The sequence below is a fragment of the Skermanella stibiiresistens SB22 genome (assembly GCF_000576635.1).
Lineage (GTDB): Bacteria > Pseudomonadota > Alphaproteobacteria > Azospirillales > Azospirillaceae > Skermanella > Skermanella stibiiresistens.
Map to the genome: position 1 here is coordinate 236502 of NZ_AVFL01000007.1, position 18937 is coordinate 255438.

At 65.9% G+C, this 18937-nt stretch carries 21 protein-coding genes; 15 read left to right on the forward strand and 6 right to left on the reverse strand.

The window, feature by feature from the left end:
• Positions 1-55: 55 nt before the first annotated feature.
• Positions 56-613, reverse strand: coding sequence for a histidine phosphatase family protein (locus N825_RS12090; protein WP_037451526.1), 558 nt, complete (start codon positions 611-613; stop codon positions 56-58).
• A gap of 38 nt (positions 614-651) precedes the next feature.
• Positions 652-1212 carry an FxsA family protein gene (locus N825_RS36460; RefSeq protein ID WP_051512133.1) on the reverse strand — a complete coding sequence of 187 codons (561 nt, stop codon included), beginning with the start codon at positions 1210-1212 and terminating at the stop codon, positions 652-654.
• A gap of 176 nt (positions 1213-1388) precedes the next feature.
• Here N825_RS36460 and N825_RS12100 point away from each other — a divergent pair, with 176 nt between their 5' ends.
• The 8 genes from N825_RS12100 (at position 1389) to N825_RS12135 (ending at position 7937) form a co-directional block, all read left to right on the forward strand.
• Complete coding sequence (locus N825_RS12100) at positions 1389-2093, forward strand: Tim44/TimA family putative adaptor protein (RefSeq protein ID WP_037451529.1); 705 nt, start codon at positions 1389-1391, stop codon at positions 2091-2093.
• An 86-nt stretch (positions 2094-2179) separates the two neighbouring features.
• Positions 2180-3367, forward strand: a complete 1188-nt coding sequence (gene mltA, locus N825_RS12105; RefSeq protein WP_037451531.1) for a murein transglycosylase A — start codon at positions 2180-2182, stop codon at positions 3365-3367.
• 102 nt (positions 3368-3469) lie between these two features.
• Entirely contained in the window at positions 3470-4249 is a 780-nt protein-coding gene (locus N825_RS12110) for a (Fe-S)-binding protein (RefSeq protein ID WP_037451534.1), read from the forward strand.
• Positions 4250-4323: 74 nt separating this feature from the next.
• Complete coding sequence (locus N825_RS12115) at positions 4324-5769, forward strand: LutB/LldF family L-lactate oxidation iron-sulfur protein (RefSeq protein WP_037451537.1); 1446 nt, start codon at positions 4324-4326, stop codon at positions 5767-5769.
• Positions 5770-5772: 3 nt separating this feature from the next.
• A complete protein-coding gene (locus tag N825_RS12120) occupies positions 5773-6453 on the forward strand; it encodes a LutC/YkgG family protein (protein ID WP_037451540.1) in 681 nt (226 codons plus the stop codon).
• A gap of 31 nt (positions 6454-6484) precedes the next feature.
• Positions 6485-7069, forward strand: coding sequence for a Smr/MutS family protein (locus N825_RS12125; RefSeq protein ID WP_037451543.1), 585 nt, complete (start codon positions 6485-6487; stop codon positions 7067-7069).
• 3 nt (positions 7070-7072) lie between these two features.
• Positions 7073-7423, forward strand: coding sequence for a helix-turn-helix domain-containing protein (locus N825_RS12130; RefSeq protein ID WP_037451546.1), 351 nt, complete (start codon positions 7073-7075; stop codon positions 7421-7423).
• A gap of 79 nt (positions 7424-7502) precedes the next feature.
• Complete coding sequence (locus N825_RS12135; RefSeq protein ID WP_157619132.1) at positions 7503-7937, forward strand: hypothetical protein; 435 nt, start codon at positions 7503-7505, stop codon at positions 7935-7937.
• 71 nt (positions 7938-8008) lie between these two features.
• Here the strand turns inward: N825_RS12135 and N825_RS12140 are convergent, their stop codons facing one another.
• The 4 genes from N825_RS12140 to N825_RS12155 all read right to left on the reverse strand — a co-directional run bounded on the left by N825_RS12140 (position 8009) and on the right by N825_RS12155 (position 12378).
• The gene (locus N825_RS12140; protein WP_037451551.1) at positions 8009-8983 is read right to left on the reverse strand and encodes a quinone oxidoreductase family protein; all 975 of its coding nucleotides are present in this window, start codon (positions 8981-8983) and stop codon (positions 8009-8011) included.
• A gap of 70 nt (positions 8984-9053) precedes the next feature.
• Complete coding sequence (locus tag N825_RS12145) at positions 9054-9752, reverse strand: dienelactone hydrolase family protein (RefSeq protein ID WP_037451554.1); 699 nt, start codon at positions 9750-9752, stop codon at positions 9054-9056.
• A gap of 120 nt (positions 9753-9872) precedes the next feature.
• Positions 9873-10337: a methylated-DNA--[protein]-cysteine S-methyltransferase gene (locus N825_RS12150; RefSeq protein ID WP_037451557.1), complete on the reverse strand. Its 465-nt coding sequence runs from the start codon at positions 10335-10337 to the stop codon at positions 9873-9875.
• 4 nt (positions 10338-10341) lie between these two features.
• Positions 10342-12378, reverse strand: coding sequence for a thioredoxin domain-containing protein (locus tag N825_RS12155; RefSeq protein ID WP_037451559.1), 2037 nt, complete (start codon positions 12376-12378; stop codon positions 10342-10344).
• Positions 12379-12586: 208 nt separating this feature from the next.
• On the opposite strand from N825_RS12155, the gene N825_RS12160 reads away from it, so the two are divergent.
• The 7 genes from N825_RS12160 (at position 12587) to N825_RS12190 (ending at position 18856) form a co-directional block, all read left to right on the forward strand.
• On the forward strand, positions 12587-12838 hold the full coding sequence (locus tag N825_RS12160; protein ID WP_037451562.1) for a DUF6489 family protein: 252 nt from the start codon (positions 12587-12589) through the stop codon (positions 12836-12838).
• Entirely contained in the window at positions 12835-13206 is a 372-nt protein-coding gene (locus tag N825_RS12165; RefSeq protein WP_037451567.1) for a (2Fe-2S) ferredoxin domain-containing protein, read from the forward strand. Before N825_RS12160 ends, N825_RS12165 begins: the two co-directional genes overlap by 4 nt.
• Positions 13207-13210: 4 nt before the next feature.
• On the forward strand, positions 13211-14539 hold the full coding sequence (gene mnmE / locus N825_RS12170) for a tRNA uridine-5-carboxymethylaminomethyl(34) synthesis GTPase MnmE (protein ID WP_037451570.1): 1329 nt from the start codon (positions 13211-13213) through the stop codon (positions 14537-14539).
• Positions 14540-14619: 80 nt separating this feature from the next.
• Positions 14620-16485: a tRNA uridine-5-carboxymethylaminomethyl(34) synthesis enzyme MnmG gene (gene mnmG / locus N825_RS12175; RefSeq protein WP_037451572.1), complete on the forward strand. Its 1866-nt coding sequence runs from the start codon at positions 14620-14622 to the stop codon at positions 16483-16485.
• Positions 16466-17086, forward strand: coding sequence for a 16S rRNA (guanine(527)-N(7))-methyltransferase RsmG (gene rsmG, locus N825_RS12180; protein WP_051512135.1), 621 nt, complete (start codon positions 16466-16468; stop codon positions 17084-17086). The genes mnmG and rsmG overlap by 20 nt, the downstream gene beginning before the upstream one ends.
• A 37-nt stretch (positions 17087-17123) precedes the next feature.
• Positions 17124-17909: a ParA family protein gene (locus N825_RS12185; protein ID WP_084164666.1), complete on the forward strand. Its 786-nt coding sequence runs from the start codon at positions 17124-17126 to the stop codon at positions 17907-17909.
• Complete coding sequence (locus tag N825_RS12190; protein ID WP_198038298.1) at positions 17909-18856, forward strand: ParB/RepB/Spo0J family partition protein; 948 nt, start codon at positions 17909-17911, stop codon at positions 18854-18856. The genes N825_RS12185 and N825_RS12190 overlap by 1 nt, the downstream gene beginning before the upstream one ends.
• Positions 18857-18937: the final 81 nt, after the last annotated feature.

Consider the following 18937-nt stretch of genomic DNA (forward strand, 5'->3'; position numbering starts at 1 on the left):
TCCACAACGGCGCGTCACACTGGATTCGCCGACCGGCCGCCGGGAACCCGTCTCGTCAAGGCTTGATTTTGGCGAAGTCCGGCGCCGGGTCCGATTTGGGGTTGAACTCGACCAGGGCGCAGTTGGTGACTTCCTGCCCGGTCATGGCGCGGATGAAGCCCCAATGGCTGACCACGCCGACATGGGCGGCGTCATCCATCCCGGCCGCGATGGCGCGGAACTCGGCGGCGCGCATCGTGACGCCATCCTCGCTGTCCTCCCGCTCCGGCCACCAGATCTCCGGCACATGGTCGAACTCCAGATGGGGCCAGCGCTTCTCCAACTCCGATCGGGGCGACCCGATGTCGCACATGAAGAACGCGTGCTCGCCCAGGATTGGCTGGACCTCGATCGGCAGTTCCAGGATCTCCGCGATGATCGACGCGGTCTGGAGGGCGCGCGTGTAGGGGCTGGCGATCAGGCGTCTCAGCCCGCGCTCCGACAGCTCCGTCGCGGCGGCGAGCGCCTGGGTGCGGCCAAGGTCGGTCAGGCCGGGATCGACCAAGCCGGGGTCGACCCGTTCGATCGCGAAGGCGGCGTTGAATTCGGACTGGCCGTGGCGGATCAGGATCATCGTTCTGCTTATCGGCTGCGGGATTTGACGTGTGGGACTTAGCGATTGTGGGGAGGACGCCAGCGGCTGTCGGGCGGCGGCAGGTCCGTGGTGGGTCCAGCGCCAGGGTTGGAAGCGCCAGGGCCGGACTCATCGGGCGTCACGTCCCGGAATTCCGCGTCGATCACGCCGGGGGGCGGCCTGGAGCCCCGGCTGAACGGGCCGCCGGGGCCGACCTCCGCGCCATCCACGAAGACCCGCATCTCGCCCCGCTTCCGCAGGACTCCGACCATTCGCCCGCGGAGGAAACGGCGGAAGGCCGGGATGAACAGCAGCGCTCCGAAGACGTCGGTGACGAAACCCGGGGTCAGCAGCAGGACGCCGGCGGCGACCAGGCAGAAGCCGTCGAACACCTCGGCCACCGGCGGTTCGTTGCGGGCCAGGCTCTCGCGGGCCCGCTGGGCCACCGCGAATCCCTGATGGCGGAGCAAGGCGATACCTCCGAAGGCGGTCAGGAGGATCAACGCAAGGGTCTGCCACAATCCGATCAGGCCACCAACCTTGATGAACACGGCAATTTCGATGATCGGAAGCAGGATGATTGCGAGTAGGATGTACATGCGTGTCCTTGCTCTTTCCAGGGTAACGGCCTATCTACGAAAAGAGGCGTTTGTCGAAACCGGTACAGGATACCCGTACAGGCGTTCGGCTGACACCGTACACATACGCTCTTCACGCGGTACAGTTAATACACGCCCGGCTGACGGTCTAGGGCGAACCGACCAGGACATGTTCAATGGGCGAGGGGTTTTATTTCATCGATATCCTGATTTTCGCCATGATCGCGGCCTTTCTGGTGTATCGGCTGCGCGGCGTTTTGGGCCGGCGCAACGGTGAGGAGCGTCAGCGTCCCAATCCGTACTCTCCCAGGACAGGCCAGGAGGGTGGAGACAACGTGGTGACCCTGCCGGATCGCGGGGTGGACCGGGGTGCCGACCGGGGGCGCGCTCCCGTCGATGTCGTTCCGCCGGCGCCGGACGAGCCCTATTCGCTCGCGGCCGGGGTCGCCCACATCCAGACCGCCGATCCGACCTTCGAGGAGAAATCCTTCGTCCAGGGTGGCCGCGCCGCGTTCGAGATGATCGTGACGGCCTTCGCCCATGGCGATACGCCGACCCTGCGTCCGCTGCTGAGCGACGATGTCTATGACAACTTCGCCGCCGCCATCCGGTCCCGGCAGGCCGCCGGCGAGTCGCTGGAGACCCAGGTGGTCGCCATCCGCGACGCCGACGTGATCGAGGCCCGGATGGAGGGCAGGACCGCTTTCGTGACGATCAAGTTCGTCAGCGAGCAGATCAACGTGACGCGGGACAAGACCGGCGCCGTGATCGAAGGCGATCCCGAACAGCCGCTGGAGGTGGTCGATATCTGGACCTTCGCGCGCAACACCCGCTCCCGCAATCCCAACTGGACCCTGATCGAGACCCGCGTCCCGAACTGATCGCGTGTCGATCGACCGTCCCTCCGTGACATGAGGGACGCCGGGTCCGAGCTTGGCCGGATGTTTCGCTTTTCCATGACTGGCCCATGACTGGTTCCATACGATGGATCGGCACCGCCCTCGCGGCGGTGCTGGCCGTTTTCCTGGCATCCTGCGCCCCGAAGGCGCCGAAGGAGCCGGAGGCTGTGCCGCCCAAGCTGACGCTCACCCCCGCCAGCTTCCCGGACCTGCCCGGCTGGCGGGACGATACCCAAGCCGACACGCTGGACGCCTTCGCCAAGTCCTGCGCCAGGCTGGTGGTCCAGCCGGCGGATCGGGCGGTCGGGGCCGCCGGCAAGGTCGCGGATTGGCAAGCTCCCTGCCGAGCGCTGGCCGCGGTGCCAAGGGGCGACCAAGCCGCCGCGAGGGCCTATTTCGAGACGTGGTTCCTGCCCTACGCCGCCGCCGACAACGACAAGCCCGAGGGGCTGTTCACCGGCTATTACGAGGCGGAACTGCGTGGTTCGGCGCTGGTTGGCGGGCGCTATACGGTGCCGCTCTACCGCAAGCCCGATGATCTTGTGATGGTCGACCTTGGCGAGTTCCGCGATGCGCTGAAGGGCGAGCGGATCGCCGGTCGCGTCGTCGATGGCCGCCTGCGTCCCTACGAGGACCGCGCCAGGATCGAGAAGGGCGCGCTCAAGGGCCGTGACCTGGAACTGGTTTGGGTCGACGATCCGGTGGATGCCTTCTTCCTGCAGATCCAAGGATCGGGCCGGGTCGTGATGGAGGATGGCAGCGTCGTCCGCGTCGGCTACGCCGGCCAGAACGGCCATCCCTATGTGGCGATCGGACGCGAGTTGATCGCCCGGGGCGCGCTGACCCGCGAGACGGTCTCGATGCAGTCGATCCGCGACTGGCTGCGCGCCAATCCGGGCGAGGCCACGGCACTGATGGACAAGAACCCCTCCTTCGTCTTCTTCCAGACGCTGACCGGCGAGGGACCGCTGGGCGCCCAGGGTGTCGCCTTGACGCCGGGCCGCAGCTTGGCGGTGGACCGCTCCTTCGTGCCCTATGGCGTGCCGGTCTGGCTGGACGCCCAGGACCCCCTGGACGCCGAGGCTCGCCTGCGGCGGCTGATGGTGGCCCAGGATACCGGTGGCGCCATCCGCGGCGTCGTGCGGGGCGACGTGTTCTGGGGCCATGGGCATGAGGCCGAGCTTCGCGCCGGCAAGATGAAGAGTCCCGGCCGGTATTATTTGTTGATCCCGAAGGGCGTGACTCCGGTGGGGTGAAGCCGGTTGCCTACTGGTATGCTACAAACCAATTACACGGCACATGAAACAGATCGGCACGGAGTCGAACTCGGGCTCGAAGTGTCGGCGGGGAAGTAAATAATGAACAACGCTACCAAGGCGCCCCGCGTGGGGCTGTTCGTGACTTGTCTGGTCGACCTGTTCCGGCCGACGGTGGGGTTCGCGGCGGTCAAGCTGCTGGAGGATGCGGGCTGCTCGGTCGAGGTTCCGGCCAGCCAGACCTGCTGTGGTCAGCCCGCCTACAATTCGGGCGACCGGGCCGACACCAAGGAGATCGCCCGGAGCGTCATCGAGGCCTTCGAGGGCTTCGACTACGTGGTGGCGCCGAGCGGGTCGTGCGCCGGCATGATCAAGGAGCACTATGGCGAGCTGTTCGCCGACGAGCCGGAATGGGCCCAGCGCGCCGCCCATCTGAAGCACCGCACCTACGAACTGGTCTCGTTCCTGGTCGATGTCCTCGGCATGGACGGCGTCGCCGCCCGCTACGACGGCACGGTGACCTATCACGACAGCTGCTCCGGCCTGCGCGAACTTGGCGTCAAGGAACAGCCGCGGACGCTGCTGCGCTCGGTCGAGGGCCTGACGGTGACGGAACTGCCGGGTGCGGAAGTGTGTTGCGGCTTCGGTGGGACGTTCTGCATCAAGTACCCGGATATCTCCAACAAGATGGTCGGCGACAAGACCGTCGACATCGGCCGGACCGGGGCGGACACCCTGCTGGCCGGCGACATGGGATGCCTGCTGAACATGGCCGGCAAGCTCAAGCGCGAGGGTTCGCCGGTCAAGGTGCGCCATGTCGCCGAGGTGCTGGCCGGCATGACCGGCGAGGCCGCGCCAATCGGCGACACCCGAACCCGCTGATCCGCGCTATATACTGATCACGACACTGATCCAGCCGCTTGAAAAGCTCCGGTAAGGACCTAGGAACCTCTCAGATGCAGAGCACCAGTCACGCGTTCAAGGACAATGCCCACGGCGCCCTGGCGGACGACCGCCTTCAGAAGGCGCTGGGCAAGATGAAGGTCGGCTTCCAGGACAAGCGGACGCGGGCCGTCGCCCGCCTGCCCGAATTCGACCAGTTGCGTGATCAGTCCCGCGACATCAAGAACCATGTCCTGGAGCACCTGGACCTCTATCTGGAGCGGTTCGAGGACAAGGTCATCGAGCGGGGTGGCAAGGTCCACTGGTGCCGGACCCCAGGCGAGGCGCGCGACGCGATCCTGGGGATCTGCCGCTCGGTCGACGCCAAGATCGTCACCAAGGGCAAGTCGATGATCGCGGAGGAGATCGAGATCAACGATCACCTCGAGAAGAACGGACTGGAGCCGGTCGAGACCGACCTTGGCGAGTACATCATCCAGCTTCGGAAGGAAGCGCCCAGCCACATCATCGCGCCGGCCGTCCACCTCAACAAGGAGGATGTCGCCGAGACCTTCATGAAGATCCACACGACGCTGGACCCCAAGCGGTCGCTGGAGGAGCCCAGGGCGCTGGTCAACGAGGCGCGCGAGATGCTGCGCCAGAAGTTCCTGGCCGCCGATGTCGGGATCACCGGGGCCAACTTCCTGATCGCCGAGACTGGTTCGACCGTGATCGTCACCAACGAGGGCAACGGCGACCTGACGCAGACGCTGCCCAAGGTCCACATCGTCCTGGCCAGCCTGGAGAAGATCGTCCCAACGCTGGAGGACGCCTCGACCATCCTCCGCGTCCTGGCGCGCTCCGCCACCGGCCAGGAGTTCTCGTCCTACACCACCTTCTCGACCGGCCCGCGCCGGCCGGAGGACCTGGACGGGCCGGAACAGTTCCATGTCGTGCTGCTCGACAACGGTCGCACCGGCATGTTGGGCACCGAGTTCCAGGAAATGCTGCGCTGCATCCGCTGCGGCGCCTGCATGAACCACTGCCCCGTCTATGGCGCCGTGGGCGGCCACGCCTATGGCTGGGTCTATCCGGGACCGATGGGCTCCGTCCTGACGCCGAGCCTGATCGGCGTCCAGGAGGCGGGACACCTGCCCAACGCCTCGACCTTCTGCGGCAAATGCGAGAGCGTCTGCCCGATGCGGATTCCCCTGCCCAAGATGATGCGGCACTGGCGCGAGCGCGAGTACCAGAACAAGATGTCGCCGCAGGCCTTCCGCAACGGCTTGAGCGTCTGGGCTTGGTTCGCCAAGCGGCCCAAGCTCTACCGTCTGGCGTCGAAGCTGGCGATGGGCGTGCTCGGCGGCTTGGGCCGCCGCAAGGGCCGCTTCCGGTCGCTGCCGCTGGCGGGTGGCTGGACCGGAGGGCGCGACATGCCGGCGCCCGAGGGCAAGACTTTCCACCAACTCTGGGCCGAACGCCAGGCCAATTCATCCTCCCCCGGGAAGAAGGCGGCCTGAACCATGTCGGAAGCCCGTACACAGATCCTCAGCGGAATCCGGCGTTCGTTGAAGCGCGATGGCGCCAGCCCCGAGATGACCGCCGTCGTGGACGACCGCCTGCGGGGTCACCAGCGCAATCTGGTGCCCCAGCGCTCTGCCCTGTCCGCCTCGGACAAGGTGGACCTGTTCGTCTCCATGGTGACCGAGGTCGCCGGCACGGTGGACCGGCTGCCGAACCTGTCACGGGTGCCGCACGCCGTCGCCGACTATCTGGCCAGCCAGAACCTGCCGGCGGAGGTCAAGGTGGCGCCCGATCCCCGGCTGGAAGCCGTACCGTGGGATAAGCGCCCAACCCTGACCGTCACGCGCGGCCGCGCCGAGGACCGCGACCTGACCAGCGTGACGGCCGCCTTCGCCGGCATCGCCGAGACCGGCACCCTGATGATGCTGTCGGGTCCCGAGCATCCAACCACGCTCAACATGATGCCCGACACCCATATCGTCGTGCTGCGCGCCGACCAGATCGTCGGGAGCTATGAGGATGGCTGGGACGCGGTGCGTGGCCGGAACAAGGACATGCCGCGCACGGTCAACTTCATCACGGGGCCGTCCCGCACGGGCGATATCGAGCAGACGCTCCAGCTCGGCGCCCACGGTCCCCGCCGTCTCCACATCCTGCTGATCGACGGCGCCGGCGTCTGAGGACGCTGGCGGCGGGTGACCCGGAGTTTCCATGACCAGGATAGCACCCCGTCGCCGCCGGCCGGTCACATCCGACGAACATACCCTGTGGCGTCTCGCGATGCGCCAGACCGACCCTCTGCCCGGCCGCGAGATCGCGGAACCGGCTTTGCCGCCAATGACAATGGCCGACGCGCTGCCGCTGGACAGCCAAGGCATCATGCCGCTGGATGGTGACCGGCTCGACTTCAAGCCCCAAGCGGTCACCGGCCACCGATCCCGCCTGCCCTCCCTCGATCCCACGGCGTCACCGGGATTGGACCGCAGGACGGACGACCGCCTGCGCCGTGGCCGGCTTGGCATCCAGGGCCGGATCGACCTGCACGGCATGACCCAGTCGCAGGCCCACGCGGCGCTCAACTCCTTCATCCTGCGTGGTTGGCACGAGCAGCGCCGGATGGTGCTGGTGATCACCGGCAAGGGTTCGGGCGGCCAGGGTGCGGGCATCCTGCGCCAAGTGGTGCCGCGCTGGCTCAACGAGTCGCCGCTCCGTCCCCTCGTGCTCGCCATCCAGCGCGCCCAGCCCAAGGACGGCGGCGATGGCGCGCTCTATGTCCTGTTGAAAAAACGGCGTTGATCCTTGACTCCCTTTGGTGCCCATATCCGTGAGCTGCGGGCGAAGCGCGGCGTCACCCTGAAGCAGATGGCCGACGAACTCGAGGTGTCCTCGGCCTACCTATCGGCGCTGGAACACGGCAAGCGGGGCCAGCCCTCGATCATGCTGGTCCGGCAGATCTGCGCCTATTTCCAGATCTTCTGGGACGAGGCGGAAGCCCTGGAGCGCTTGGCCGAGATGAGCCATCCGCGCATCGTGGTCGACACCTCCGGCCTCACGCCCAAGGCGACGCTGGTGGCGAACCTGCTGGCCGACCGCATCCGGTCGCTCGACGAGCCGACCATCGATCGGTTGCTCGATGTCCTCAACCGGTGAGTTTTTCGTCCGGCTCCGGAAGCGTCATACCGGGGTGTTTGGCACCCATGGCATCATCGCCGTGTTTCAGGATCTTGGAATGAGGGAGGCGACGATGGTCCGTTCGGTGGTGCTGTTGGCGCTGGGATCCGCCGTTTTGGCGGGATGCGCGAACCCACGCAGCGAGGCGGCGGCCCAGGCGAACACCGCGCTGGTCGGGATGCCGAAGGAGCTGCTGTATTCCTGTGCCGGGGTTCCCGACAACAGCCAGCAAGTCGGCGACGTCGAGCGCCTGACCTATGTCCGGGGTATGACGGTCACCCATGTCGAGAACGACGATGATGACTTCGTCATCGGTGGCCGGCGGTTCTTCCGCCCGCGGACAACCGTTCACCGCCAGGACTTTCAGTGCGAGGCGACCTTCACCGTCCGGGATGGTGTGGTCGAAAGCCTGGACTACAACCAGGGTCGCGATTTGGAGTCCTGCGGCACCATCGTGCAGACCTGCATGGCCGTGATCCCCGCACCGCGCTGAGGGACACGAACAACAAAAAAGGGCGCCGCTCCCGAGGGAGTGCGGCGCCCTTCCTTGTTTCACGTGAAACGTCAGGGAAGCAGGACGGTCGATCCCGTGGTGGCTCGGGCATGCAGAGCCCGATGGGCATCGGCGGCGTCCTTCAACGCGAAGATCTGCCGCACATCGATCTTGACGTCGCCGCTGTGGACGACATCGAACAGATCGGCGGCGCTTGTCATCAGGTCATCACGCTTCGCCGTATAGACGAACAGTGTCGGACGGGTGACGTAGATCGAACCCTTTGCGGCCAGGATGCCAAGATCGACCGGCGGGACCGATCCGGATGACTGCCCGAACAATACCATCAGCCCACGTGGCCTCAGGCAATCCAGGCTGTTCATGAAGGTGTCTTTCCCAACCGAATCATAGACGACGGGAACGCCGGCGCCGTCGGTGATCTCCTTGACCCGCTCGACGAAGTTCTCGCGGGTATAGACGATGGGATGGGTGCAGCCGTGCTCCCGCGCCAGCTCAGCCTTCTCATCCGATCCGACGGTGCCGATCACGGTGGCGCCGAGCTTCCGCGCCCATTGGCACAGGATCAGGCCGACACCGCCGGCGGCGGCGTGGATCAGGATCGTCTCGCCCGGCTGGACGGGATGGCACGACCGCAGCAGGAACTGGGCGGTCATGCCCTGCAGCATCATGGCGGCGGCCTGCTTGTCGTCGATCCAACTTGGCAGCGGAACCAAGCGGTCGGCCGGCATCAGCCGGACCTCGGCATAGGCGCCGACCGGACCACCGGCATAAGCGACCCGGTCACCGATCTGCAGGCTGACACCCGGTCCGACGGCTTCGACCACGCCCGCCCCTTCCAGACCCGGAATGGCCGGCATGCTGGGAAGCGGATACAGGCCGGTGCGGTGATAGGTGTCGATGAAGTTGAGACCGATCGCCGTCTGCCGGAGCCTGACCTGACCCGGTCCCGGATCACCGACCTCGATCTCCTCCCAGGTCAGGACCTCCGGTCCGCCGGGCTGATGAAAGCGAATGGCGTGAACCATGGATTCCCGTCTCCTCGAATTTCGGTTTTTATCGTTGTCGCTTAACTCTTGGGCCCGTAGGGCGGTCCCGTCAGGCGGTGAGGTGTTCCTTCAGGAAGTCCGCCGTCCGCTGATTCGCCAGATCGGCCGACGCCTTGTCGAAGTGGGCGCCGCCGACGCGGGCGAAAGCGTGGTCGCAACCAGGATAGGTATGGGCCGTAACCCGCGTCACCTTGGAGAAGGCTTCCAGGATCTGCTGCTGGGCCAGCGGCGGGACAAACTGGTCCTTCTCGGCGATGTGCGCCAGATAAGGCCGCGTGATGGCGCTCGCCTCGTCCAGGTTCTTCTCGATACCGACGCCGTAATAGGACACCGAGCAATCGGCGTTGGAGCGGGTCGCCATCAGGTAGGCGAGCTTGCCGCCCAGGCAGAATCCCATCGTTCCGACCATGCCGGTGCAGCCCTCGGTGTCGCGCAGCACACCCAACCCCGCGATCAGGTCGTCGACGCCCTTGACCTCGCTGAAGCCCTTGTACAGCTCGAACGCCTTGGCCCATTCGGCATCGGTCTTGTCGGTGATCTGTATGCCGGGCTCTTGGCGCCAGAACAAGTCGGGGCATAGGGCGAAGTAGCCCTGCGCGGCCAAGTCGTCGCAGATCTCGCGCATGACTTGATTGACGCCGAAGATCTCCTGGATCACGACGACGCCCGGGCCCGTCCCCGAGGCGGGTTTCGCCAGATATCCGGTGAAGGTCCCGCCGTCGGCCGCGTTGATGGTAACGTCGGTCATTTCGCCCCTCTCATATTTGATTAGATGTCTCTCGGCTCGGCGCCGATGTTCGGACCGTCCAGGCGGAGAACGATATAGACGCGATGGCGCCTTGTCACGGGGCCGAATCGGGACGTGGTTTCAGGGGGTTGGAACCAGGACCAGCCGCCGTTCCAGATCGAGCAGCCAGTCCTTGGTGGTTAGGCCACCAAACCCTGAATAGCCCCCCTTCCCCGTTCCCGCGACCACCCGATGGCACGGGATGACGATCGGAAGGGGATTTCGACCACAGGCCCCGCCCACCGCGCGCGGTGCCGAATCAACCTGACGGGCGAGGTCGCCATAGGTGGCGGTCCGACCGCAAGGGATCTCCAGCATAGCCGCCCAAACCCGTTTCTGGAACGGCGTGCCTGCCGGCGACATCGGCAGGTCGAAGGTGGCGCGTTGACCGTCGAAATACTGCCGAAGCTGGCGCGCCGCCTCGTCCAGCACCGCGTCATTGTCCGACGCCGCCCCGGCGGTTCGCCAATCCAGCGCGGTCAGGACACCCGCCGTGCTGGTCAATGTCAGGGGGCCAAGCGGACTCTCCACAGTCAATCGTGCCATGGCATCATTTCCTCGTCAGGTTGACCTTGAGGTCGGCGGCATCGGTGATCGGGGCCGAGCAGGTCATGTTGGCGCAAACATAGGCCGTCGCCTTGCCGGCCACCATCCCCTTGCCGAAAGCCGGATGGCCTTCGGGTAGCTCCGCGTCCGGTGTCAGCAGGGTCATCACCAAGCTGGGCGATGAAGTCGCGCGGACGGTGTCGAGCATCGCTTCCGTGTCGGCTGCACCCTTCCCGCCGACCACCACCAGCTGTATCGCGGTGTGCAGCAGTTCGGTGTTGTTCAGCAGGGTCGACAGCGGAAAGAAGTTGCGCGTCAGCTCGCCCGAGAATGCGTGGATCAGCGCCTCTGCCTTCTGGTGGAAACGCTCCTCTCGCGTCACGTGAAACAGCCGGCCGAGCACGCCGACCATGGTGCCGTTGCCAGCGGGCACCGCGTTGTCATGGGCGGTCTTGGTCCGGACGATCAACCGCTCGGCGTCGTCGGCGGTGAAGAAATAGCCGCCCTTGTCGGCGTCCCAATAATGCCGGTCCAGCGTCTCGACCCACCGCTTGGCCTGATCGAGATAACGGAGTTCGCCCGTCACCTCGTAGAGCGCGATGGCGCCCTTGGCCATGTTGGCGTGGTCGTCGAGCGATGCCGGATTCTTCAACTGACCGCGCCGCCAAGTGTGGAACAGCCTGCCGTCACGGATCATGGTCCCGGTGACGAAGTCGAACGCCGCCGAGGCCGCCGTGATCCAATCGGGCTTGCGGAAGACCAAGCCGGACCGCGCCAGCGCCGCGATCATCAGCCCGTTCCAGTCGGCCAACACCTTGTCGTCCCAGCCGGGATGGACGCGCCGCTCGCGTGTCTGCCACAGGATCGCGCGCATCCGGGCGAGGCTCGCCTCGTGGTCCTCGTCACCCAGGTCCGGCTTGTCGGTCCGGTTCAGGATGTTCGATCCTTCCCAGTTGCCGGGACCGGTGACGTCGTAGGCGTCCTTGAAGGTGGCGGCGTCGGGGCCGAGGATGGCGTCGATCTCCTCCTCCGACCAGACGTAGAAGCGTCCCTCCTCGCCCTCGCTGTCGGCGTCCAGCGTGCTGGCGAAGCCCGCCACCTTGCCGCCCTGGCCGTCATCGGCCAGCATCTCGCGCCGCACCCAGTCGACGGTTTCCTGGACGCGGATCTTGAACAGCGGCTCGCCCGTCTCCTGCCAGACCAGCGTCAGCAGGTCGATCAGCTGGGCATTGTCGTAGAGCATCTTCTCGAAGTGGGGCGCCAGCCATTTGTCATCGGTGGAATAGCGGGCGAAGCCGCCGCCCAGGTGATCATAGATGCCGCCCTGCGACATGCGGGCGAGCGTGTTTGTCACGGCGATCTTGAAGGGCTCCCTGCTGGTCCGCTTCCAAGCGTGCCAGAGCAGCGTGAACAGCGACGTCTGCGGGAACTTGGGCGCCGAGCCGATGCCGCCGTGGAACGGATCGACCTCGCGGACCAGCCGCTCGGCCACCTGGTCGAACACGCCGGGCAGGATGGCACCACCGCCGTGGTTCTCCGCCAGCTTGTCCAGCGACTCACCCAAGGCGGTGACGTTGCGGGTCACCTTCTCCGGCTCTTCCCGGAACGTCGCGGAGACGCCCCGCAGCACATCGGGAAAGCCTGGCCTGCCATAACGCGTGGCGGGAGGGAAATAGGTCCCGCCCCAGAACGGTTGGCCATCGGGCGTCAGGAACATGGTCAATGGCCAGCCGCCGGATTGGCCAAGCAGCGAGAGCGCCGACTGGTAGATGGTGTCCAGGTCGGGCCGCTCCTCCCGATCGACCTTGATGTTGACGAACAACTCGTTCATCAGCCCGGCGATCTCGGGGTTCTCGAAGCTCTCATGGGCCATCACATGGCACCAGTGGCAAGCGGCGTAACCGACCGACAGCAGGATCGGCTTGCCCTCGCTTCGCGCGCGCTCGAAGGCCTCGTCGCCCCAGGGCATCCAGTGGACGGGGTTGTCCTTGTGCTGAAGCAGGTAGGGGCTGGTCTCGTGCCCAAGCATGTTTGAGGACATTGTGCTCGCCTTTATCCAAGAGGGTCGCCGCAGCCGCTTTCGCGGTGCGGCGGATAACGGGTGCTGTCGTTGCGCTCGCACATCCTATCTGTATAGTGAAGCGCGCTGGCGAGTGCGCTCAACCCCAATCTGCGTGGGGCCAACCCCAAAGCGGCCGCTCCGCCGGGGGCCACACTCCCCACCGGGACCAACCTCAGAGGCCCTGAGCATGAAGATCACCGTCAACATCGATTGCACCCCGGAAGAAGCCAGGCATTTCTTTGGATTGCCTGACGTCAAGCCGATGCAGGACGCCTTGATGCAACAGATCCAGGACCGCATGAGTGCCAATCTCCAGGCCATGGATCCGGAATCCATGGTGAAGACCTGGCTGCCGGCCGGACTGCAGGGATTCGAGCAGATGCAGAAGATTTTCTGGACCCAGATGAATAACGCCATGGGCAAGGATGGAAAGAAGTGAGTGATCCGAAACTCGTCTACAGCAGTCATGTCTTCTGCTGCACGAACCTACGTCCCGAAGGCCATCGGCGGGGCTCCTGTGCCGCCCGGGGATCGGAGAAGCTGCGGAACTACATGAAGGCCCGCGCCAAGGAACTTGGTCTCGAACCCAATGTGCGGATCAATTCGGCCGGCTGCCTGGAACGCTGCGAATTGGGTCCGGCGCTGGTGATATATCCCGAGGGCGTTTGGTACACCTATCAGACCCAGGAGGACATCGACGAGATCCTCCAGACCCACGTGGTCGAGGGTGACCGGGTCGAGCGGCTGATGCTGGCTCCCGACCAGACGGAACCCCGTCCCACCACCACCGCCTCCTCCCCAGCCTGATCCCATGATCCCGACCATCTTCGCCCCGGCCACGGCGCCTGGCCGGGGTGGTGTCGCCATCGTCCGGGTCTCGGGCCCGGATGCAGCCACGGCCCTGACGTCGCTCGGCGGCCGGCCCCTTCCCGAACCGCGTGCCGCCGCGGTCGTCCGGCTCTCCGATCCCCGCGATGGTGAATTCCTCGACCAAGGCTTGGCGCTCTGGTTTCCGGCACCCCGGAGCTTCACCGGCGAGGATGTCGTCGAGTTCCATGTCCATGGCGGTCGCGCCGTCGTCGCCGGGCTGATCGACGCGCTGGCGTCCCTCCCCGGCTTTCGCATCGCCGAGCCGGGTGAGTTCAGCCGGCGCGGATTCGAGAACGGCAAGTTCGACCTGACAGCCGCCGAGGCCATCGCCGATCTGGTCGACGCCGAGACCTCCGCCCAACGGCGCCAAGCGCTGCGTCAGATGGAAGGCGACCTGGGCCGGCTCTATGAGGACTGGCGGCACCGGCTGATGCGCGGGCTGGCCCATCTTGAAGCCGACATCGACTTCCCCGACGAGGATCTGCCCGATGGTGTCGCGGATCAGGTGAGGCCGGTATTGGAAGCCCTGATCGGCGAGTTGAGCGCCCACCTGAACGACAAGCACCGGGGCGAGCGCCTTCGTGATGGCATCCACATCGCGATCGTCGGAGCGCCAAACGCCGGCAAGTCGAGCCTGCTCAACGCCTTGGCCCGGCGTGAGGCCGCCATCGTGTCGGAGCGGGCCGGGACGACGCGCGATGTCGTGGAGACGCATCTCGACCTGGGTGGCTATCCCGTTGTGCTGGCCGATACCGCCGGACTGCGCGAAGCCGCAGACGAGATCGAGTCCGAGGGCATCCGGCGGGCCTTGGACCGAGCGGCGCGCGCCGACCTGAAGCTCGCCGTGTTCGACGCCGTGACACTGCCAGACCTGGATGCCAAGACGCTGGCGATCGTGGATGACGACACGCTGGTGGTGCTGAACAAATGCGACCGGGCCGCCGTGACGCTTGAGGTGATCGGGGGTCGCCCGGTGCTGGCGGTATCCGCCGTCACCGGCCAGGGATTGCCGGAGCTGCTGTCGGCCCTAACCGCCGCGGTCATCACGCGGTTCGAAGCTCCGGGGGTTCCCGCCCTCACCCGCGCGCGTCACCGGACGGCGCTGGAGGAATGCCGAGCCGCCCTTCAACGCGCCCTGCTCGCTCCCCTGCCGGAACTCGCCGCCGAGGATGTCCGGATCGGCATCAGGGCCTTGGGGCGCATAACCGGCCGTGTCGATGTGGAGGATCTGCTGGATGTCATCTTCCGGGACTTCTGCATCGGCAAATAGCCAGAGGTTCGCGGCGTGTTTCACGTGAAACGGCGTCAGTTCCTTTGACCTGACACGCCGCAGACCATAAAGTGCCCGGCATGCGGAATTATGATGTCATAGTGGTCGGCGGCGGCCACGCGGGTTGTGAGGCGGCCGCCGCGTCGGCGCGCATGGGTGCGCGCACGCTGTTGCTGACCCACAAGTTGGAAACCATCGGCGAGATGTCGTGCAACCCGGCCATCGGCGGTCTGGGCAAAGGGCATCTCGTGCGCGAAATCGACGCGCTCGACGGCGTGATGGGTCGGGTGATCGACCGCGCCGGCATCCAGTTCCGCGTCCTCAACCGCAGCAAGGGTCCCGCTGTCCGGGGTCCCCGCGCGCAGGCCGACCGCAAGCTCTACCGCCAAGCCATGCAGGCGGCCCTCGCCGAACAAGCCGGCTTGGACATGATGGGGGAAGCGGTCGAAGACCTGATCATCGGCGCCGATGGCGCGATCGCTGGTGTCGTCACCGGAACGGGCCGCGAGATCATGGCCGGTGCCGTGATCCTGACGACAGGCACCTTCCTGCGCGGCATGATCCATCTGGGCGAGGAGAAGATCCCCGCCGGACGGGTCGGCGAAGCGCCGGCGCTCGGCCTCTCGAACACACTCGAGCGCGCCGGCTTTCCCCTTGGCCGACTCAAGACCGGCACGCCTGCCCGCCTTGACGGCCGCACCATCGACTGGACTGGATTGGAGGTTCAGCCGGGTGACGACCCGCCGCCACCCTTCTCGACCCTGACGGACAAGATCACGACGCCCCAGGTGCCGTGCCACATGACGTGGACGACGCCCGAGGCGCATGCCGTGATCCGAGACAACATCCATCGGGCGCCGATGTATTCCGGTCAGATCCAGGGAGTGGGTCCGCGTTATTGCCCGTCGATTGAGGACAAGGTCGTCCGCTTCGCCGACAAGCAGCGCCACCAGATCTTCCTAGAACCGGAAGGGCTGGACAACGACACCATTTATCCGAACGGCATTTCGACCTCCCTGCCCCGCGATGTCCAGGCGGCCATGCTCAAGGCCATTCCCGGCCTGGAGAACGCCGTGATGATCCGCCCTGGATACGCGATCGAATATGACTACGTCGATCCCCGCGAACTGACGCCGACCCTGGAGACGCGCCGGCTGCCCGGCTTGTTCCTGGCGGGCCAGATCAATGGGACGACCGGCTACGAGGAGGCCGCCGCGCAAGGACTGATGGCCGGCATCAACGCGGCCCTTCGGTGCGGCGGTGGCGAGAGTTTCGTGCTGGATCGCGCCGACGCCTATATCGGCGTGATGATCGATGACCTGATCACGCGGGGTACTGCGGAGCCTTACCGCATGTTCACGTCGCGCGCCGAATACCGTCTGCTGCTGCGCGCCGACAACGCCGATCAGCGACTGACCGCCAAGGGGATGGCGGTCGGCTGTGTCGGTGGTGTGCGTGGCGAAAGCTTCGCCGCCAAGGCCGTCAACCTGGAGAGCGCGCGCGCCTTGGTGACGGGACTGCGGGCGACACCCAATGAGCTTTCCCGGCAAGGGTTGAATGTCAATCACGACGGCGTCCGCCGTTCCGCCGTCGACCTCCTGCGCTATCCCGATATGGACTTGGTCAAGCTCGCCCGGCTTTGGCCGGAGCTGTCGGCATTGTCCGCCGACATCGCCGAACAGATCGAGATCGACGCCAAATACTCCGGATATCTGGAGCGACAGGATGCCGACATTCGTGCCTTCCGCAAGGATGAGTCCCTGCTGCTGCCGGACGACCTCGATGTCGACTCGATCGGCAGCCTCTCCACCGAGATTCGGCAAAAGCTGCGGCAGGCGCGCCCCGCCACCTTGGGAGCCGCCGCGCGCATTCCCGGTGTGACGCCAGCCGCCATTGTCGCCCTGCTCCGCCACGTGAAACGCCGCGATGCCCGTCTCAGCGCCTAAGCCGATTCCTGGAGCAGGACTCGCTGCTGTTTCACGTGAAACACGTGAGCGGTTGGAGGTCTATGCCACCCTCCTCCGCAAGTGGCAGCCGGTGATCAATCTGGTGGGTCCGAGGACCCTGCCCGACCTATGGAACCGCCACTTCGTGGACTCCGCCCAGCTCCACGGGATCATTCCACCTAACACCCAGACCTTGGTCGATCTCGGCAGTGGTGCCGGATTTCCGGGGCTGGTGCTGGCGATTCTCGGCGTCCCGGATGTCCACCTGATCGAGAGTGACCAGCGCAAAGCCACCTTCCTCCGCGAAGTGGCGCGCGCAACAGGCGCTTCGGTGACGGTCCACGCCGCGCGAATCGAGAAGGTCACTCCCTTCCACGCCGATGTCGTCAGCGCCCGCGCGCTGGCGCCACTGGTCGATCTGCTGGCGCTGGCCTCGCCTTTCCTGGATGAAAACAGCGTCTGCTTGTTCCCCAAGGGCCAGCAGGCCGATGATGAAGTGTGCACCGCCGCGAAGACTTGGAATATGGCCGTCGATCGGATACAGAGTATCACCGACCCCAGCGCCAGTATTCTTCGTGTGAGCGAGGTTTCACGTGCCTGATGTCTCCCGCATTCCCACCGTCGCTCCAGAGGCCAAGATGTCCCGCGCCCGTGTCATCTCCGTTGCCAATCAAAAGGGCGGCGTCGGTAAGACGACGACCACCGTCAACCTTGCCACCGCCCTCGCCGCCGTCGGCAAGCGCGTCCTGATCATGGATCTCGACCCCCAAGGCAACGCTTCGACCGGTCTTGGGATCGAGCGGAACAACCGCGGCGTCGGCACCTATGACGTGATCTTCGCCGAAGTGAAGGTTGAGGACGCCGCCGTCGAAACCACCGTGCCCAACCTGTGGGTCGTGACCTCCTCCCAGGACCTGTCGGGTGCCGAGATCGAGCTGGTCAACGCCGAGCAGCGCGAGTACCGGCTGCGCATGGCTCTCGCCCACAGCGCCTTGAACTACGATTACGTCCTGATCGACTGCCCGCCGGCCTTGGGCCTGCTGACGCTCAACGCGCTGGTGGCGAGCGACGCCGTGATGGTGCCGCTGCAATGCGAGTTCTACGCCCTGGAAGGGCTCAGCCACCTGATCCGCACGATCGAGCGCGTCAAGCGCGCCTTTAATCCCGGCCTGGACATCCACGGCGTCGTGCTGACCATGTTCGACAAGCGCAACAACCTGTCCGATATGGTCGCCGCCGACGTCCGTGGCTTCTTCGGAGAGAAGGTCTACGACACCGTCATCCCGCGTAACGTCAAGGTCTCGGAGGCTCCCTCCCACGGCAAGCCGGTCCTGATCTACGACATGCGCTGCCCCGGCTCGCAGGCGTATATCCATCTGGCGAGCGAAGTTCTGAAGCGTGAGAAGAAGAGGCTGATCGCCTGATGGAAGACAACAAGCGCCGTTCCAGCCTGGGCCGCGGCCTCAACGCCTTGTTCGGGGAAGCCGCCGGCGGCGATCTGGAGCCGTCGGATACCGGCAGGCAGTCGCGGCACATCCCGATCGAGTTCGTGACCCCCGGCAAGTTCCAGCCGCGGCGCAAGTTCGATCCGGATGCGATCCAGAGCCTTGTCGACTCCGTGCGCGAGCGCGGCGTCCTTCAGCCCCTGCTGGTCCGGCGCCACCCCGACGACCCCAAGATCTACGAGATCATCGCCGGCGAACGCCGCTGGCGCGCGGCCCAGATCGCCGGGCTGCACGAGGTTCCGGTCGTCCTGCGCGAACTGACCGATCGCGAGGCGCTGGAGATCGCGCTGATCGAGAACATCCAGCGCCAGGACCTGACCGCGCTGGAGGAGGCCGAGGGCTACAAGCGGCTGATGGACGAGTTCGGCCACACCCAGGATGTGCTGGCCAAATCGCTGGGCAAGAGCCGCAGTCATATCGCCAACATGCTGCGGCTCCTCACCCTGCCCCTCCAGGTCAAGCAGTTGGTCCAGGACGGTTCGATCACCGCTGGCCACGCCCGCGCCTTGCTGTCCGTCCCCGATCCGGTCGAGGCGGCCAAGCTCGTTGTCGAGAAGGGCCTGAACGTGCGTCAAGTCGAGCAACTGGCCCGCGAGGCCCAGAACCCGACCCCGGAACCGGCCCCGGAAAAGATGGGCGAGCCCATGGCCCCGATCGGTGGCGGCTCGACTGGGCGCGGTGCCGCGGCGTCCTCCAAGCAGCCGAAGGACGCCGACACGGTGGCGCTGGAGCGGGACATGAGTGGCCGGCTGGGACTGCGCGTCAGTATAAACGGCCAGGGCCAGAGCGGGACCCTGAGCATCCAGTATCAATCGCTGGACCAGTTGGACGAGGTGATCCGGCGCCTGACCGGCCAAGCTGGCTGAGCCTTGAGGCCCAGCCAGCTTGGCCCGTTCTCAACCGTAGGTCGGGTAAAGCGAAGCGGCACCCGACAAGCAGGCGAGTTG

Excerpts from the sequence above, each read along its gene's own strand:
- N825_RS12090 (WP_037451526.1), bottom strand. The coding sequence starts at position 613 with ATGATCCTGATCCGCCACGGCCAGTCCGAATTCAACGCCGCCTTCGCG.
- N825_RS36460 (WP_051512133.1), bottom strand. The coding sequence starts at position 1,212 with ATGTACATCCTACTCGCAATCATCCTGCTTCCGATCATCGAAATTGCC.
- N825_RS12100 (WP_037451529.1), top strand. The coding sequence starts at position 1,389 with ATGGGCGAGGGGTTTTATTTCATCGATATCCTGATTTTCGCCATGATC.
- mltA (WP_037451531.1), top strand. The coding sequence starts at position 2,180 with ATGACTGGTTCCATACGATGGATCGGCACCGCCCTCGCGGCGGTGCTG.
- N825_RS12110 (WP_037451534.1), top strand. The coding sequence starts at position 3,470 with ATGAACAACGCTACCAAGGCGCCCCGCGTGGGGCTGTTCGTGACTTGT.
- N825_RS12115 (WP_037451537.1), top strand. The coding sequence starts at position 4,324 with ATGCAGAGCACCAGTCACGCGTTCAAGGACAATGCCCACGGCGCCCTG.
- N825_RS12120 (WP_037451540.1), top strand. The coding sequence starts at position 5,773 with ATGTCGGAAGCCCGTACACAGATCCTCAGCGGAATCCGGCGTTCGTTG.
- N825_RS12125 (WP_037451543.1), top strand. The coding sequence starts at position 6,485 with ATGACCAGGATAGCACCCCGTCGCCGCCGGCCGGTCACATCCGACGAA.
- N825_RS12135 (WP_157619132.1), top strand. The coding sequence starts at position 7,503 with ATGAGGGAGGCGACGATGGTCCGTTCGGTGGTGCTGTTGGCGCTGGGA.
- N825_RS12140 (WP_037451551.1), bottom strand. The coding sequence starts at position 8,983 with ATGGTTCACGCCATTCGCTTTCATCAGCCCGGCGGACCGGAGGTCCTG.
- N825_RS12145 (WP_037451554.1), bottom strand. The coding sequence starts at position 9,752 with ATGACCGACGTTACCATCAACGCGGCCGACGGCGGGACCTTCACCGGA.
- N825_RS12150 (WP_037451557.1), bottom strand. The coding sequence starts at position 10,337 with ATGGCACGATTGACTGTGGAGAGTCCGCTTGGCCCCCTGACATTGACC.
- N825_RS12155 (WP_037451559.1), bottom strand. The coding sequence starts at position 12,378 with ATGTCCTCAAACATGCTTGGGCACGAGACCAGCCCCTACCTGCTTCAG.
- N825_RS12160 (WP_037451562.1), top strand. The coding sequence starts at position 12,587 with ATGAAGATCACCGTCAACATCGATTGCACCCCGGAAGAAGCCAGGCAT.
- mnmE (WP_037451570.1), top strand. The coding sequence starts at position 13,211 with ATGATCCCGACCATCTTCGCCCCGGCCACGGCGCCTGGCCGGGGTGGT.
- mnmG (WP_037451572.1), top strand. The coding sequence starts at position 14,620 with ATGCGGAATTATGATGTCATAGTGGTCGGCGGCGGCCACGCGGGTTGT.
- rsmG (WP_051512135.1), top strand. The coding sequence starts at position 16,466 with ATGCCCGTCTCAGCGCCTAAGCCGATTCCTGGAGCAGGACTCGCTGCT.
- N825_RS12185 (WP_084164666.1), top strand. The coding sequence starts at position 17,124 with ATGTCCCGCGCCCGTGTCATCTCCGTTGCCAATCAAAAGGGCGGCGTC.
- N825_RS12190 (WP_198038298.1), top strand. The coding sequence starts at position 17,909 with ATGGAAGACAACAAGCGCCGTTCCAGCCTGGGCCGCGGCCTCAACGCC.